The organism is Novosphingobium kaempferiae, from assembly GCF_021227995.1.
Taxonomy (GTDB): domain Bacteria; phylum Pseudomonadota; class Alphaproteobacteria; order Sphingomonadales; family Sphingomonadaceae; genus Novosphingobium; species Novosphingobium kaempferiae.
In genome coordinates this window covers 4,257,781-4,273,442 of sequence record NZ_CP089301.1, presented here as the reverse complement: position 1 = coordinate 4,273,442, position 15,662 = coordinate 4,257,781, and the positions used below count along the sequence as shown (strand labels likewise).

At 68.5% G+C, this 15,662-nt stretch carries 13 protein-coding genes; 11 read left to right on the top strand and 2 right to left on the bottom strand.

Annotated features, from left to right (window positions below):
* Nucleotides 1–136: 136 nt before the first annotated feature.
* Complete coding sequence (locus LO787_RS19445; RefSeq protein WP_232492633.1) at nt 137–583, top strand: hypothetical protein; 447 nt, start codon at nt 137–139, stop codon at nt 581–583.
* A gap of 35 nt (nt 584–618) precedes the next feature.
* On the opposite strand, the gene LO787_RS19440 is transcribed toward LO787_RS19445, so the two are convergent.
* A complete protein-coding gene (locus LO787_RS19440; RefSeq protein WP_232492632.1) occupies nt 619–2,070 on the bottom strand; it encodes an NAD-dependent succinate-semialdehyde dehydrogenase in 1,452 nt (483 codons plus the stop codon).
* A 210-nt stretch (nt 2,071–2,280) separates the two neighbouring features.
* Here LO787_RS19440 and LO787_RS19435 point away from each other — a divergent pair, with 210 nt between their 5' ends.
* The 6 genes from LO787_RS19435 (at nt 2,281) to LO787_RS19410 (ending at nt 11,815) form a co-directional block, all read left to right on the top strand.
* Entirely contained in the window at nt 2,281–3,738 is a 1,458-nt protein-coding gene (locus LO787_RS19435) for an aldehyde dehydrogenase family protein (RefSeq protein ID WP_232492631.1), read from the top strand.
* A gap of 183 nt (nt 3,739–3,921) precedes the next feature.
* A complete protein-coding gene (locus LO787_RS19430; RefSeq protein WP_232492630.1) occupies nt 3,922–4,722 on the top strand; it encodes an SDR family NAD(P)-dependent oxidoreductase in 801 nt (266 codons plus the stop codon).
* A gap of 3 nt (nt 4,723–4,725) precedes the next feature.
* Nucleotides 4,726–6,045, top strand: a complete 1,320-nt coding sequence (locus tag LO787_RS19425) for a cytochrome P450 (protein ID WP_232492629.1) — start codon at nt 4,726–4,728, stop codon at nt 6,043–6,045.
* Between the two features lie 8 nt (nt 6,046–6,053).
* Nucleotides 6,054–7,079: an NADP-dependent oxidoreductase gene (locus LO787_RS19420; RefSeq protein WP_232492628.1), complete on the top strand. Its 1,026-nt coding sequence runs from the start codon at nt 6,054–6,056 to the stop codon at nt 7,077–7,079.
* Between the two features lie 53 nt (nt 7,080–7,132).
* Nucleotides 7,133–8,140, top strand: coding sequence for a DUF2889 domain-containing protein (locus tag LO787_RS19415; protein ID WP_232492627.1), 1,008 nt, complete (start codon nt 7,133–7,135; stop codon nt 8,138–8,140).
* A gap of 216 nt (nt 8,141–8,356) precedes the next feature.
* The gene (locus LO787_RS19410; RefSeq protein ID WP_232492626.1) at nt 8,357–11,815 is read left to right on the top strand and encodes an indolepyruvate ferredoxin oxidoreductase family protein; all 3,459 of its coding nucleotides are present in this window, start codon (nt 8,357–8,359) and stop codon (nt 11,813–11,815) included.
* Here LO787_RS19410 and LO787_RS19405 read toward each other — a convergent pair.
* Nucleotides 11,731–12,252 carry a GbsR/MarR family transcriptional regulator gene (locus LO787_RS19405; RefSeq protein ID WP_232492625.1) on the bottom strand — a complete coding sequence of 174 codons (522 nt, stop codon included), beginning with the start codon at nt 12,250–12,252 and terminating at the stop codon, nt 11,731–11,733. The two genes, LO787_RS19410 and LO787_RS19405, sit on opposite strands and share 85 nt — an antisense overlap.
* 70 nt (nt 12,253–12,322) lie before the next feature.
* On the opposite strand from LO787_RS19405, the gene LO787_RS19400 reads away from it, so the two are divergent.
* From LO787_RS19400 to LO787_RS19385, 4 genes are read left to right on the top strand one after another with little or no spacing between them, the layout of a single operon-like run.
* On the top strand, nt 12,323–13,132 hold the full coding sequence (locus tag LO787_RS19400) for an SDR family NAD(P)-dependent oxidoreductase (protein WP_232492624.1): 810 nt from the start codon (nt 12,323–12,325) through the stop codon (nt 13,130–13,132).
* A gap of 4 nt (nt 13,133–13,136) precedes the next feature.
* Complete coding sequence (locus tag LO787_RS19395) at nt 13,137–13,628, top strand: nuclear transport factor 2 family protein (protein ID WP_232492623.1); 492 nt, start codon at nt 13,137–13,139, stop codon at nt 13,626–13,628.
* Nucleotides 13,625–14,626: an LLM class flavin-dependent oxidoreductase gene (locus tag LO787_RS19390; protein ID WP_232492622.1), complete on the top strand. Its 1,002-nt coding sequence runs from the start codon at nt 13,625–13,627 to the stop codon at nt 14,624–14,626. The genes LO787_RS19395 and LO787_RS19390 overlap by 4 nt, the downstream gene beginning before the upstream one ends.
* The gene (locus LO787_RS19385) at nt 14,623–15,657 is read left to right on the top strand and encodes a zinc-binding dehydrogenase (protein ID WP_232492621.1); all 1,035 of its coding nucleotides are present in this window, start codon (nt 14,623–14,625) and stop codon (nt 15,655–15,657) included. The genes LO787_RS19390 and LO787_RS19385 overlap by 4 nt, the downstream gene beginning before the upstream one ends.
* Nucleotides 15,658–15,662: the final 5 nt, after the last annotated feature.

The following is a 15,662-nucleotide window of genomic DNA, read 5'->3' as shown; positions in this document are numbered from 1 at the left end:
CCCTCTCGTTCTCGCGGCAAGGGAATGCGGATTTTCCCCTCGCGCAATTGCAGAGGGTCCATCGACGCGGTTTCATCGTCCGGAGATGTTCTCCAGACTGGGATTCACCGCATCGGCAGTATCAGGAAAACCACGCATGACCCGGTTGTTCTTCGCAGTGGCGATGGCCTTGCCGCTGCTGGTTGTTGCTCCGGCCTTGGCGCAGGCTCCCGAGATCCCCGCCGAGATATACGGCAGCTATGCGCCGGGCGGCGACTGTACGCGCCAGCCCCGGGTTATCGTCGGCAAGGCGGGGGTCTTCCTCGACACTGCGGCGGGCAAGGCGGGGCCGCTGCCGGTCGACGTGTGCTATTCCTGCGCGGGCGGCGCGCGCTACGAAGGCATCCAGCGCTGGGTCGGGGTCAAGTACGGCAAGGACAAGTGGGGCGGCGACAACATGCCCGTGACGCTGATGTTCAACGACGGAGAGCGGCGCGGCGCGCTGCTGGTGGAGCATGACAACACCCTGCGCACCCCGCTGGGCGCGCCGATGATGCAGGTGGTTCAGGCCCGCTCCCTCAAGCAATGCAGGACGCCGAAGTAGGCTTCGGCGCGAAGCCTACTTCGGCCAGACCCGGATCAGGCCGGCTTGATGCCCATGCAGAGGTACTTGACCTCCATGTAGTCATCGAGGCCGTAGTGCGAGCCCTCGCGGCCGAGGCCCGACTGCTTGACGCCGCCGAATGGCGCGACCTCGGTGGAGATGAGGCCGGTGTTGATGCCGACCATGCCCGCCTCCAGCGCCTCGGCCACGCGCCACACGCGGCTCAGGTCGCTGGCGTAGAAGTAGCTGGCGAGGCCGAACTCGGTGTCGTTGGCCATGCGGATGGCGTCTGCCTCGTCGGTGAAGCGGATCACGCCCGCGAGCGGCCCGAAGGTCTCCTCGCGCGCCAGCTTCATGTCGGGCTTCACGCCCGCGACCACGGTGGGGTTGAAGAAGCTGCCACCCAGCGGATTGCGCTGGCCGCCCGCGAGCACCGTGGCACCGCCGTCGACGGCGTCCTTGAGGTGCTCCTCGACCTTCTCGACCGCCTTCTCGTCGATCAGCGGGCCGACCTGCACGCCTTCGTCCAGGCCGTAGCCGACCTTCATGGTGCTGACGCGCGCGGCCAGCTTCTCCACGAATTCGTCGTAGACGCCGTCCTGCACGTAGAAGCGATTGGTGCACACGCAGGTCTGGCCGCCGTTGCGGAACTTGGAGATCATCGCGCCCTCGATCGCCGCATCGACGTCGGCATCGTCGAAGACGAGGAACGGTGCGTTGCCGCCCAGTTCCATCGAGCACTTCTTGATGGTCTCGGCGCATTCGCGCAGCAGGTCGCGCCCGATCTCGGTGGAGCCGGTGAAGGTCAGCTTGGCGACCTTTGGGCTGGCGGTCAGCGCCGAGCCGATCTGCCCCGCGCTGCCGGTGACGACGTTGACCACGCCCTTGGGGATGCCCGCCATCTCGCACAGCTGCGCGATGGCGAGGGCCGAGTAGGGCGTCGCCGAGGCGGGCTTGATGACGATGGTGCAGCCCGCCGCCAGCGCCGGGCCGAGCTTGCGGGTGATCATCGCATTGGGGAAGTTCCAAGGCGTGATCGCCGCGACGACGCCGACGCCCTGCTTGATGACGACGATACGGCGGTCGGGAGCATGGCCGGGGATGGTGTCGCCATAGGCGCGCTTGCCCTCTTCGGCGAACCACTCGATGAAGCTGGCGCCATAGGCGATCTCGCCCCGGCCCTCGGCCAGCGGCTTGCCCTGTTCGCGGCTGAGCAGTTCACCCAGATCGTCCTGATGCTCGATCATCAGTTCGAACAGCTTGCGCATCAGCCTGGCGCGCTCGCCCGCGGTCTTGGCGCGCCATGCCGGGAGCGCGGCCTCGGCGGCGTCTATCGCGCGGGCGGTTTCGTCGGCGCCCATCTTCGGCACCGTGCCCAGAACCTTGCCGCTGCCCGGGTCCGTCACCTCGAAGGATGCCCCGGAATCCGCGCCGACCCACTCGCCGTCGATGTAGCACTGCTGCTTCAGGAAGTCGGTGTAGGCCATTTCTTGCGGGTTCCTCTTGGTTGCCGGTGGCGTCTCTCGAACGGACACGCGCGGGTTCCGGCATGGTCTAGGCACGCCTCCTAGCCGTTACAAGCCGCACCCGCCGCCTGCCACAAGCGCGAGGTCGCGCGATTGACGCTCCTCCAAGCCTGCGTTAGTCTGAAATCCGAATAATAATTCGCAAATGTGAATATATCCGGGAGAGTGGACTTGGACTACGCAGGGTACATCGGCGGCAGGTTCGTGCGCGGCGAGGGCGAGCGGTTCGCGGTGCAGAACCCCTCGGACGAATCCGTGGTCGCCGAAGTGACCGGCGTTTCCGCTGCCCAGGCAGAGGCCGCCATCGCCGCCGCGCGGCAGGCGTTCGATTCCGGCGCCTGGCCCGGGCTCTCCATGAAGGAGCGCGGCGCGGCGATGACCCGCTTCGGAGAGGCGATGCGCAAGCGGGCGGACTGGCTCAAGGAATGCGCGATCAACGAAGCCGGATGCCCGGTCTCCGCCACGGTCATGGGCGCGCAGGTCCACGCGCCGCTGCGCATGACGGACGAGATCGTCGACCTGTTCCTGCGCCTGCCGGAGCATGAGGAAAACCCGCTGCCGATCCACGAGCGGGTCAACCCGCACTTCGTGGTGCAGAGCCTCAAGCGGTGGTCGCCGCTCGGCGTTGTCTCGGCGATCTCGGCCTACAACGTGCCGTTCTACACCGCGTTCTGGAAGGTGGTGCCTGCGCTCATGGCGGGCGACACGGTGATCCTGCGGCCCAATCCGCTGACGCCGATCTCATCCATGATCTTCGCCGAAGCGGCCGAGGAAGCGGGTCTGCCGCCCGGCGTCATGAACGTGATCGTCGAGCCAGGGCTTGCCGGCGGCCTTGCCATGACCACCGATCCGCGCGTGGACATGGTCTCGTTCACCGGATCGTGCACGGTAGGCGCCAAGGTGGCGGAGCAGGCCGCGCCCACGCTCAAGCGGCTGGTGCTGGAACTGGGCGGCAAGTCCGCGCAGATCTATCTGCCCGACGCCATGGCGCGCGCGCCGTCCGCCGCCTACTCGGTCTGCACTTCGCACGCCGGGCAGGGTTGCGTACTGGGTACGCGCGTGTTCGTGCCGCAGGAGAGCAAGGCCGAAGTGCTGGACGGCATGGCGAAGCTGCTGGCGAACGTGAAGATCGGCCCGGCCAGCGATCCCGCCACCCAGCTCGGCCCCGTCATCAGCGCCGCCCAGCGCGACCGCTGCGAGCACTTCACGAAAGCCGCCGTCGAGGCAGGGGGCCGTGTCGTCTGCGGCGGCAAGCGGCCCGAGGGGATCGACAAGGGCTTCTACTGGGAGCCGACCGTGCTCGACCTGCCGGACAACGCCAACCCCGCCGCGCAGGAGGAGATATTCGGCCCGGTGGTGGGCGTCATCGGCTACCGTGACCTCGACCACGCGGTCGAGATGGCGAACGACAGCCGCTTCGGCCTGTCCGGCTGGGTCCACGGCGCGGACAAGGTCAAGGCGCTGGAGGTGGGGCTGAAGATCCGCAGCGGCGCGGTCAACATCAACGGCGCGGTGATGTCCAGCTACGCCAGCGGCGGCGGCATCAAGATGAGCGGCCTCGGCCGCGAACGCGGCGTCGAGGGCCTGCGCGAGTTCCAGATGATGACCACGCTGAACATCGGCGGGTGAGGCGAGCGGTGTGGGCACCCTCTGCCGTCGTCGGTTCCCCGTCGTCATTGCGAGGAGGCGAAGCCGACGAAGCAATCTGCGGCGACGCGAACGGCGATGGATTGCTTCGCTTCGCTCGCAATGACGAGGTGGGGAGCGGGCAGGCTTGACCTCAGACGCGAGAACATAAGGGAGAGGACGAGGATGGAAGGACTGGTTCAGGGCAAGGTCGCCCTCATCACCGGCGCGGGTTCGGGGCTTGGCCGCGCCGCCGTGCTGCTGTTCTGCGAGCATGGCGCGAAAGTCGTCGCCGCCGACATCAACGCCGCGAATGCCGAGGAAACCGCCGCGCTCGCAAGGGAAGCGGGCGGGGAGGCAGTGGCGGTCGCCTGCAACGTCGCCGATCCCGCCAGCGTCGATGCTGCCGTGGCCAGGGCGGTGGAGAGCTTTGGGCGGCTCGACGTCATCTACAACAACGCGGGCATCACCATCAGCCCGATCCCCGGCAAGGGCCTGCGCTCGCTCGTCGAGTGCGACCCGGAGGAGATGAAGCGGGTGGAGGACGTCAACATCAACGGCGTCGTTTACGGTTGCCAGTCGGCGATCCGCCAGTTCGAGAAGCAAGGGGGCGGAGGGGCCATCGTCTCCACCGCCTCGGTCGCGGGGCTGATGGGCTACGGCGGCGTGCTCTACGGCGCGACCAAGGGCGCGGTCGTGCAGCTGACCCGCGCACTCGCCATCGAGGTCGCGGGCAAGGGCATCCGTGTCAACGCCGTCTGCCCCGCCGGGATGCTCACGCACTATGCGGGCATGGACCCCGACAGCGAGCATCGCGACCGCATCCTCGAAGGCATGGGCAAGGCGCACCCGCTGGGCAAGGCCATAGACCCGCGCGACACCGCGTCCGCCGCGCTGTTCCTCGCCTCGGACCTCGCCGCCAACATCACCGGCGTGAACCTGCCGGTGGACGGCGGTCTGTCCGCCGGGCGCAAGGCGGGGGGCTGAGCCATGGCGACCTGCCCGATGAGAGGCGGCAATTCCGCCGCGCTCGCCTCGCTGATGAGCGACAATCCGCGCTATGCGGAGATGTTCGACGTCAACAAGGAGAGCGCCAACGCCGGGGTCGACGGCAACCGCGACTATACCGACGACATGAACGCCTTGCGCGACGCTGCCCCGGTCCACAAGGGCAGCTTGCGCGAACTGCTCGGCGTGCCGGAGATGGCCCATGCGATGGGCCCGCCGCGCGATGCGATGACGTTCTTTTCCTGGCGGGCCTGCGAGATCGGCTTTCGCGAGAACCTGCTGTTCTCGTCCGAGGGCTACAACGAAAGTCCCGGCGTGCGCACCATCGGGCCGACGATCCTCTCCATGGTCGGCAAGCCGCACAAGCGCCTGCGCTCCGCCGCGCAGCCACTGTTCAAGCGGCCCAAGGTGATCGACTGGTGGAACCGCCGCTGGATCGAGGAGACGGTGGACGCCCTGCTCGACCGCCTGCTGGACGAGGAGACGACCGACCTCAACAGCCAGCTCTGCGCCCGCCTGCCGATGGCCACCGTCACCCGCGCCATCGGGCTGGAGGGGGAGGACGTGATCGAGTTCCGCTACCAGCTCAACCGCGCCACCTTCGGCGCGGCGAAGCTGACGCCCGAGGAAGCGGCGGCATCGCGCGCGTGGATCGACGCGACCTTGCGCGAACTCATCGCCGAGAACACCCGCAATCCCGGCGACAACCTCATCACCGGGCTCATCGCCAGCGAGATCGTCGACGAGGAGGACGGCTTCAAGCGCAAGCTGACCGAAGACGAGATCTTCGGCTACTGCAAGCTCGCGATCTTCGCGGGTGGCGGCACCACCTGGCGGCAACTGGGCATCACCATCGACGCGCTGATGAACCACCGCCACTTCTGGGATGCCTGCCGTGACGACCGTTCGCTGGTGGAACTCGCGGTCGAGGAATCGCTGCGCTGGCGCTGCACCGACCCGATGATGCCGCGCCTCTGCATGGAGGATACCGAGGTCGAGGGCGTGCCGGTGCCCGCCGGAACCCGCGTGTTCCTGTGCTTCGGCGCGGCGAACCACGATCCTGCCGTGTTCCCCGATCCGGGCACTTACGACATCTTCCGCAAGAAGCAGGCGAACATGGGCTTCGGCTACGGCCCGCATCGCTGCCTCGGCATCGAGGTCGCGCGGCAGGAGATGATCGTCGCCATCAACGGCCTGCTCGACCGCTTCCCGAACATGGCCCTCGACCCCGGCAAGCCGAAACCGGAGTACCGGGGCCTCGAACATCGCGGCATGACCGCCGTTCCGGTGAGGCTGAAATGAGCGCGACGATGAAGCAGGTCGTCCTGGCCGCCTATGCGCAGGGCAATCCGAAACCGACCGACTTCCGCGTGGAGGACGTGCCCGTGCCCCAGCCGGGGGAGCGGGAGATACTCCTCAGGACGCTCTACATAGCGGTCGATCCGCTGCTGCGCTTCTCGGTGGACGAGAAGGTGCTGACCGGTGCAGGCCGCGCCGAGCTTGGCCAGCCGATGGTCGGCCCGGTGGTGAGCGAGGTCGTCGCTTCCAACCACCCGGACTACGCCGCGGGCGACGTGGTGGAGGGGCGCTCCGGCTGGCAGGAATATGCCGTGCTCGCCCCGGACCAGAGCGACTATCGCGGGCCGCCGCGCAAGCTGGATACCGCGCTTGCGCCCGTCTCCACCGCGCTCGGCGCGCTCGGCGGGCCGGGGCAGACCGCCTACGAGGGCATCGTCAACGTCGGCAAGGTGAAGGCGGGCGAGACGGTGGTGATCTCCGCCGCTGCGGGCGCGGTGGGCTCGATCGCCGGGCAGATCGTCAAGGTGCTGGGTGGCCGGGCGGTCGGCATCGCGGGCGGCGCGGCCAAGTGCGCGGCGCTGCTGGACTTCGGCTTCGATGCGGTGGCGGACTACAAGGCGGCCGACTTCGCCGACCAGCTCAAGGCGGCGATGCCCGAAGGCGCGGACGTGTACCTCGACAACGTCGGCGGCGACGTGACGATGACCGTGCTGCCGCTGCTGAAGCGCGGCGCGCGTATGCCGATGTGCGGCTTCATCGCCTATTACGGCGTCGGCATGGAAGGCCCGGGGCCGGACCGGCTGCCCGGATTCTACCGCCTCATCATGAACAAGGGACTCGAGATCAAGGGCTTCGCCGGGATGCTGGCGGGCCAGAAGGGGCTGGAGGACATCGCCGGGTGGATGAAAGAGGGCAAGATCCGCTTCGCCGAATCCGTCGTCGAGGGCATCGAGGCGGCTCCGCAGGCCTTTTCCAGCGTATTTTCGGGCCATGACCACGTCGGCAAGCTGCTGGTGCGTGTCGCCCCCCGATCATGATGCAGGCTTGATCCGGGCGGCGGCGGGGTGCAGCGTCTCTTGCAATGAACTTCATGACGCTCCCTCCGCCGCCGCGCGCCACCGCGAACCCGGCCCCGGTCCGCGCCGCCGGGTCGGTGCGGCGCACGTCCAGCATCGACGTGTCGTGGCCGGACGGCATCGAAGGCCAGCGCCTGTTCGTCGGCGCCGCGCGCGACTTGTGGACCCCGCTGGCGGGGGAGGACGGCCTGACGCTTGCCGAGGGCCGCTACGAAGTGCGCATGACCGAGGACAAGACGATCACCGCGATTCATGCCGACCCCGCGCCCGAGGGGATCGCCGCGCTGGTCGGCGCGCGCGCGGGCGGTCACTTGCGCGGGCTGCTGCGTGAGGAACTGCCGGGGCTCGTGGCCGATGCGCACCCGCTCTACCTCGTGCTCGACGATCTGTCCGGCACCGCGCTCGTCAGCAGCTTCGCGTGGTCGCAGTGGTATCCCGACTGGGCCGACCGCCTGCGCGAGAAGCTGGGCGACGAACAGCACGACCGCATGATGGCCAGTCGCGTCAACGTGTGCTGGGGGCTGCAGGAGGGCAACATCGGCGTATCGGGCGACGTCGATCCCGAGAAGGTCGCCAATGCCGACGCGGGCGATCTGCGCAACCCGGTGGATCCGCTCGGCTGGCATTCGCTTTCTGACCACGATGGCCCGGGGTTCCGCCGCGCGCGCCGCATCGACGTGACGCGCGACGATGCGGCAGGCGTGATCCGCATCGACTCCGCCTTCCAGGACAGCGCCATGCGCCGCGACGGCACCCGTGTCGCCATCCACGAATACGTCCTGCGCGCGACGGCGGACATCGCGACGCTGGAAGTGCTCTCGATGGAGCCCGAGGCGCGCATCCTGCCGTTCCCCGAATGCCCCGGCGCGGTGGCGAACACCCAGCGCCTCGTCGGCCGCAACCTCGCCGAGATCCGCGAGGAGGTGCTGGCGCACTTGCGCGGCCCCGACGGCTGCACCCACCTCAACGACGCCCTGCGCGCACTGGCCGACGTGCCGGAGCTGGCGGGGCGGATAGCCTAGCTGGCTGACCCTTCGACAAGCTCAGGGTGAGCGGGGTTGGCATAACAACCCCTGACCCCGCTCAGGCTGAGCTTGTCGAAGCCCCGCCGGCAAGGCACAACGCCGCCCCACCCCGCAACCCCGCTTGACCGCTGCGGCGCAAGCCCGCCCTCCCGCTTGCGCCCGCCCTGCCCCTCTGGAAAGCCGCCGGAAGGCAAGGCAAATCCGGGAGGCCGAGTGACCCGTTCGGTCGTCACGCTCGATGACAAGTACACGCAAGGCGAAGGGCAGGTCATGCTCTCGGCGCTGCAGGGCGTCGTGCGGCTGCTGCTCGAACAGGCGCGGCGGGACCGGGCGGGGGGGCTGAACACGGCGGGCTACGTGACCGGCTATCGCGGCTCGCCGATCACCACGCTGGACGCGCAGCTCTGGGCCTCCGAAAAGCTGCTCACCGACCACGCGATCCGCTTCGAGCCGGGGCTGAACGAGGAACTCGCCGCCACCTCGCTGCGCGGCACGCAGCAGCTCGACTGGTACGGCAGGCCGAAGGTCGATGGCGTCTTCGCGCTGTGGTACGCCAAGGGCGTCGGCGTCGAGCGTGCGGGCGAGGCGATCAAGGCCGCCAACTTCGAAGGCACCCATCCGCGTGGCGGGGCGCTGCTGCTGTGCGGGGACGATCACGCGGCGAAGTCGTCGCTCACCGCGCACCAGTCCGAGCATGTGATGGTCACGGCGATGGTGCCGATGCTCTACCCCGCCACGACCGACGAAATGCTCTCCATGGGCCAGCTCGGTTGGGCTCTGTCACGTCTCAGTGGCCTCTATGTGTCGCTCAAGGCCGTTACGGATACGCTCGATCTGACCACCACCGTCACGCTGCCGGGGCACGGTTTTCCGATACAACTCCCTGAAATCACGGGATCTCCGAACCTGCGCATCGCCATGTCGGCGCTGGAGCAGGAAGCGGCCGTGATCGAACACCGCCTGCCCATCGTCCCCCGCTTTTCCGCGCTGAACCGGCTCGATCGGGTGAGCCATGATGCCCCCGAACGACGCCTCACCGTGGTCAGCGCAGGCAAGGCCTGGCTCGATGTCTGCCAGGCCCTCGCCGACCTCGGCCTGACGGACGAACGCCGCCGGAATCTGGGCCTCAGGGTCGTGAAACTGGGCCTCGTCTGGCCGCTGGATGGCGCTTTCCTGCGAGATTCCTGCGGCGGCAGCGCCGAAGTCCTGGTGGTCGAGGAAAAGCGCGCCTTCATCGAGGAACAGCTGGCCCGCATCTTCTACGGCCGCGCCGATGCCCCGGTCCTGACCGGCAAGGCCCTGCCGGACGGCACACCGCTCCTGCGTGAAACCGGCGTTCTCGACCCCGCCACGGTCCGCCGCGCACTCGTGAACCGCCTCTCGGCGCTGGGCATTCTCGACGAGGAAACCCGCGCCCGCGGCGGCGCCCTGCGCGTGATCGAGGACGGCGCGCAGAGCCTCCAGCGCACGGCGATCCGCCCCGCCTACTTCTGCTCCGGCTGCCCGCACAATACCTCGACCATGGTGCCCGAAGGCAGCGCGGCGATGGGTGCGACGGGGTGCCACGGCCTCGCCCACTACATGCCCGAGAGGCGCACGATGCAGACCGTCTCGATGGGGCAGGAGGGCATGCCCTGGGTCGGCGCGCAGCACTTCGTCGATACGCCGCACATGTTCCAGAACCTCGGCGACGGCACCTACACCCACTCCGGCCTGCTGGCGATCCGCGCGGCGGTGGCGGCCAAGAGCCGCGTCACCTTCAAGATCCTCTACAACGATGCCGTCGCGATGACCGGCGGCCAGCCCGCCGAGGGCGCGTTGAGCCCGGAGCAGGTCGTGCGCGAACTGGTGGTGGAGGGCGTCGATCCGGTCGTGCTGGTGAGCGAGGATCCCGCGCGCTTTTCGGCGGCGGAACTGCCGTCCGGCGTGCGCATCCTGCACCGCGACCGGCTCGACGAAGTTCAGCGCGAGTTGCGGGAAACCTCGGGCACGTCCGCCATCGTCTACGAACAGACCTGCGCCAACGAGAAGCGCCGCCGCCGCAAGAAGGGTGTGCATCCCGATCCCGACAAGCGGCTCTGGATCAATCCGGCGGTGTGCGAGGGCTGCGGCGACTGTTCGGTCCAGTCCAACTGCCTCTCGGTCGTGCCGATCGAGACCGATCTCGGCCGCAAGCGCGCCATCGACCAGTCGACCTGCAACAAGGACTATTCCTGCATCAAGGGCTTCTGCCCGAGCTTCGTCGAGGTATCCGGCGCGATTCCGGCGAAGCGGGCGACGGACGACAAGGCCCTGCTTGCCCGCGCGGCGGCGCTTCCGGTACCGCCGGTTCTCGATCTTGCCAACGGTCCGGTCGCTCTGGCTGTGGCAGGGATCGGCGGGGCGGGCGTGCTGACGGTCGGCGCTATCCTGTCGATGGCGGCACATCTGGAGGGCAAGGCCGCCAAGGTGCTCGACCAGACCGGCATGGCGCAGAAGGGCGGCGCAGTTACCAGCCACCTGCGGATCGGCGCGGATACCGCGGCGATCCCCTCGGCGCGGCTGGGCGCGGGGCAGGCCGACGTGCTGATCGCCTGCGACCTCGTCGTCGCGTCCAGTCCGGAAGTGCTGGCGCTAGCCCGCCCGGAAACGCGTGTGCTCGCCAACGAAGATGTGGTGCCGACCGGGGAATTCCAGCGCAACCGCGACCTCGACCTTACCGCCAGCCGCTTCCTGTCCGCCATCGGCAGGCGGGTGGAGGCGGGCAACATCGCCTCGCTGCGCGCCGGGGCACTGGCGAGCAGGTTGCTGGGCGATACGATCTTCACCAACCTGATGATGGTCGGCTTCGCTGCCCAGCACGGTCTGTTGCCGGTCGGGCTGGAGTCCATCGAGCAGGCGGTGCGGATGAACGGTGTCGCGGTGCGCGCGAACCTCGCCGCGCTGGCACTCGGGCGACTGGCGGCGGCGGGCGAGGACGAGGGGCTAGCGATGGACGATGCGCCAGTGCCCCACGACTATGCCGCCGTGGTCGCCCATCGCTCGCGACTGCTCGCCGACTATCAGGACGAAGCCTTTGCGGCACTGTATCGAGCCTTCCTCAATGACGTGGAGACCACGCTGCAAGCGCGCGGCATCGTGGATCGGGAGCCGTTCCTCGCCGCGACGGCACGGGGTCTGGCACGGCTGATGGCCTACAAGGACGAGTACGAGGTGGCGCGCCTCTATTCCGCGCCTCCCTTCCGCGATGGGCTTGCCGAAGCCTTCGACGGCGCGCCGCGTCTGAAGGTCCACCTCGCCCCGCCGCTGCTGGCGTGGCGGCGCGATGCGCGTACCGGGCTACCACGCAAGATCGCCTTCGGGGCGTGGATATTCCCGGCATTCCGCCTGCTCGCGCGGATGAAGGGCCTGCGCGGGACGGCCTTCGACCCCTTCGGCTATACCGCCGAGCGGCGCATGGAGCGCGCGCTGATTGCGGAATACCGCGATCTGATCCGCGATGTGGCGGCGAAGGTCACGCCGGAAACGACGCAGGTCGCGGTTGAGATCGCAGCGGCGGCGGACCTTGTGGTCGGCTACGGCCCGGTCAAGGAGGCAGGCGTCGCGGCTTACCGCGCGAGGGTGGCGGACCTTCTGGCGCGGTTGTCAGCGCCGTTGTCGGTTCCCGCCGGACGCATCGCCGAACCGGCCTGATCGGCGATCACGCCTTCGATCGCCGCGCGCATCGCAGTGTAGAACTGGCTGATCCGCTCGAACCGGTCGGCGACGGCGTCGGGAATGTCGCGCTCCCGCTGGCCGGAGAAGAGTCGGACCTGCCGGTCGAGCAGCGCCGCCTTCTCCACGAAAGGTCCGCTGAACTCGCCCGGTAGGGAGTAGTAGATCCGGCGGCTGCCCGGTTCGCCCTGGCGGCGGGCATTGCCGCAATGCTCCAGCGTCCGGGCGGCGGTGCTTGCGTTGCTCTTGCTCATGCCGAGGTCCGCGGCGATCTCGTCCAGCGTCGCCGGTTCCTCGCGCAGCAGCAGGTACGCATAGATGCGCCCGACCGGTCGGGGCCAGCCCCAAGGGGCCATCAACATCGCCATGGCGTCAAGAAAGGCTTCGTCCTGCTGTGACAGCTTGATGTTCGACATATTCTGGATTTACTGAATTTGATCGATGGAGGCCAGCGGTAATCGGCCCGGACCTTGGGAGAGCAAAGCCATGGAACAGCAGGAGTTCGCCGCGCGCTACGGCCCGTGGGCCCTGATCGCCGGGGCGTCGGAAGGAACGGGCGCTTCGTTCGCGCGCCAGCTTGCGGAGAAGGGCCTGAACCTCATTCTCGTCGCCCGGCGCGAGGGGCCGCTCGACGGGCTGGCGCAGGAACTGCGCGCCGCGCACGGGATCGAATGCGTGACCGCCTCGATCGATCTGTCGGTTGAGGAGGCGACCCAGCAACTGCTCGCCGCCGCTGATGGGCGCGAAGTCGGGTTGCTGATCCTCAACGCCGGGGCGGATACCAATGGCTCGCTGTTCCTTGATACCGAAGTGGCGAACTGGGACGCGCTCATCATGCGCAACGTGCTTACGGTGACGCGGGCGCTGCACGCATTTGCTGAGCCGATGCGTGAGCGGGGGCGGGGCGGGCTCATGGTCGTGGGCTCAGGCGCTTGCTACGGCGGGCTGCCCGGCATCAACGTCTATGCCGCGACCAAAGCGTTCGACCTCGTGCTGAGCGAGGCGCTGTGGGCCGAACTGGAGCCGCACGGTGTCGACGTCCTCAGCTTCGTGCTGGGCCGCACCGACACCCCCGCGCACCGCGAACTGATGGAAGCGCGCGGCATCGCCATTCCCGACGGTCTCGCCGACCCGGACGAGGTGGCGCGCCTCGGCCTCGAACGCCTGCCCTTCGGCCCGGTCTGCAACTGGGGCGAGGCGGATGACGAGGCGAAGATGTCGGCTTCGTCCGCCGCCGACCGCCGCGAGCGCATCCGCCGGATCGCGGCGATTTCCGCCGCCTACGCGAAGGCCTGATGTGATGACCGACCTTGAAGCCAAGTTCGCCATCACCGAACAGTTGTATCGCTATTGCCGCAGCGTCGACCGGCTCGACGCGCCGCTCGGCCATTCGGTGTTCCATACCGATGCCACCGTCGATTACGGGCCGTCCGGATTTCAGGGTAGCGGGCATGCCGCGATCGACTGGATCTGCGCGGCGCACGGGCAGCTTGCCGCCCACTCGCACCAGATCTCGAACATCCTCATCGACGTCGACGGCGACCGCGCGGGCAGCGAGGCTTACGTCACCGCCACCCTGCGCATGGAGCGCGAGGGCAAGGTCATGCACATGGAGGTCTGGTCGCGCTACTGCGACCGCTGGTCCCGTCGCGACGGCGTGTGGCGGATCGAGCGCCGCGACACCGTGACCGACTACGATTCCATCCGCGAAGTCACGCCGATGAAGCGCCACGACTGGGCCCGGCGCGACCGCGATGACCCATCCTATGCCGCATTGGGAGGCGCACGATGAAGGACTTCAAGATCTCCGTCTCGTTCGACATGCGCTCGCCTGACTGGGCGACGCCGACGCCCCGGCTCTACCGCGCGGCGATCGAGATGGCGGCTTTCGTCGACCGGATCGGCGCGGACCAGATCGGCCTCATGCAACATCACGGTTCGGACGACGGCTACCTTCCGCAGCCCTTCGCGCTGGCGGGCGGCATGGCGGCGGTGACGCAGCGCATCCGCTTCGTCCTCGGCGCGGTGATCCTGCCGCTGCACGATCCGCTGGAGCTGGCCGAGCAGATCGCGGTGGTCGACAACATGTCGGACGGCCGCCTCAACGTGATTTTCGGCGCGGGCTATGTGCCTTACGAATTCGCGATGTTCCGCAAGTCGCTGAAGGACCGCGCCCGGCTGATGGACGAGGGGCTGGAGATCATCCTGCGCGCCCTCAAGGGGGAGCGGTTCGAGGCGGATGGTCGGCCGATTTTCGTGCGCCCGCTGCCGGTGCAGGAGCCTGAGGACATCGTGCTCGTCGGCGGCGGGGTTCCGGCATCGGCGAAGCGGGCGGCGAGGTTCGGGGTCGGCTTCGGGCCGATGAAGGGCGAACTCGTCGACATCTACCTGTCCGAGTGCGAGCGGCTCGGCCATCGTCCGCGCACGTCTTTCCGCCCGCGCCCCGGCATGCCGCTGGCGATCCACTTGTGCGAAGACCCGGACCAGGGCTGGGAGGCCATCGCCCCCCATGCCGTCCACGTCATCACCGAATATGCCAAGTGGGCCGAGGCGGAGGGCGACGGTTCCAATTCCCCGTTCAAGGGCCTTACCGACCCTGCCGTCCTGCGCCATGCAGGCATGTTCGCAGCATGGACGCCGCAGATGCTGCTGGACGCCGTGGCCGGGCGCGAGGGCGGCAACATCGGGTTCCAGCCCCTGTTGGGCGGCCTTTCGCCCGAGGAGGGCTGGAAGAGCCTCAGGCTGCTGGAGCAGACGATGCCTGCGCTGCGCGAGGCGATTGCGGCATGAAGGCGGCCTGCGTCGAGAACGGGGCGATCCATGTCCGCGAGCTGCCCGATCCAGAGCCGGGGAAGGGGCAGGCGCTGGTCCGCACGCATTCCTGCGGTCTCTGCGCGTCGGACGCGCATTTCCTGACCGGCGGGCAGCACGTCATCGACCTCTCGCGCCGGATGGGAGGGCCTTACGCGGCGCTCGACTATGCGCGGGCCTTCGTGCCGGGGCATGAGTTCGTGGGAGAGGTCATCGACTATGGCAGTGGCAGCCGCCGTCCGGTCGCGCCGGGGCGGCGGGTGACGTCGGTGCCGATCATGCGACAGGGCGGCGCGCATGCCGTCGTCGGTTTCAGCCATGCCTGCCCCGGCGGCTGCGGCGAACTGATGCTGCTCGATGAGGATTTCCTGATCGAAGTGCCCGAGGGCCTACCCGACGACCACGCGGCGATGATCGAGCCGCTGGCGGTCGGCCTCGAACACGCAAGGCGCGGGCGGCCGGGCAAGGACGACGTGGCGCTGGTGCTCGGCTGCGGGGCCATCGGTCTTGGCGTGATTGCGGGGCTGGCGCTCGCCGGGATCGCACCGATCGTCGCGGCTGACTTCCATGCCGACCGGCGGGAGCTGGCCTTGAAGATGGGCGCGCATATCGCCGTCGATCCGCGCGAGACCGATCCCTATGGGCCGCTCCCCGATCTCGGGGGGCGGCGCGTCAATCTGGTCTACGAGAACGTCGGCGTGCCGGGGATGCTACAGCGGATCATCGAGAGCATGCCGTTCGACGGGCGCCTCGTCATGGGCGGCTACTGCATGGAGCCGGAGCCGCTCTACGTCTTCGCCGCGCAGAACAAGCGCCTCAACATCCAGTTCGCGGGCGGCGAGGAGCCGCAGGACATGGAGCTTGCCCTGCGCAGAATCGCCGATGGCCGGATCGACGTGACGCCATGGCTCGGCGGCCGGATCGGGCTGGGCGGCGTGGCTGCGGCCATCGCCAACCTGTCCGGACCGGGCACACCTGTGCGCACGGTCGTCGATCCGCGAATGATGTAGGAGGA

What these genes read in the sequence shown, in the direction of transcription:
- LO787_RS19445 (WP_232492633.1), top strand. Translation starts at nt 137, where the DNA reads ATGACCCGGTTGTTCTTCGCAGTGGCGATGGCCTTGCCGCTGCTGGTT.
- LO787_RS19440 (WP_232492632.1), bottom strand. Translation starts at nt 2,070, where the DNA reads ATGGCCTACACCGACTTCCTGAAGCAGCAGTGCTACATCGACGGCGAG.
- LO787_RS19430 (WP_232492630.1), top strand. Translation starts at nt 3,922, where the DNA reads ATGGAAGGACTGGTTCAGGGCAAGGTCGCCCTCATCACCGGCGCGGGT.
- LO787_RS19425 (WP_232492629.1), top strand. Translation starts at nt 4,726, where the DNA reads ATGGCGACCTGCCCGATGAGAGGCGGCAATTCCGCCGCGCTCGCCTCG.
- LO787_RS19420 (WP_232492628.1), top strand. Translation starts at nt 6,054, where the DNA reads ATGAAGCAGGTCGTCCTGGCCGCCTATGCGCAGGGCAATCCGAAACCG.
- LO787_RS19415 (WP_232492627.1), top strand. Translation starts at nt 7,133, where the DNA reads ATGACGCTCCCTCCGCCGCCGCGCGCCACCGCGAACCCGGCCCCGGTC.
- LO787_RS19405 (WP_232492625.1), bottom strand. Translation starts at nt 12,252, where the DNA reads ATGTCGAACATCAAGCTGTCACAGCAGGACGAAGCCTTTCTTGACGCC.
- LO787_RS19400 (WP_232492624.1), top strand. Translation starts at nt 12,323, where the DNA reads ATGGAACAGCAGGAGTTCGCCGCGCGCTACGGCCCGTGGGCCCTGATC.
- LO787_RS19395 (WP_232492623.1), top strand. Translation starts at nt 13,137, where the DNA reads ATGACCGACCTTGAAGCCAAGTTCGCCATCACCGAACAGTTGTATCGC.
- LO787_RS19390 (WP_232492622.1), top strand. Translation starts at nt 13,625, where the DNA reads ATGAAGGACTTCAAGATCTCCGTCTCGTTCGACATGCGCTCGCCTGAC.
- LO787_RS19385 (WP_232492621.1), top strand. Translation starts at nt 14,623, where the DNA reads ATGAAGGCGGCCTGCGTCGAGAACGGGGCGATCCATGTCCGCGAGCTG.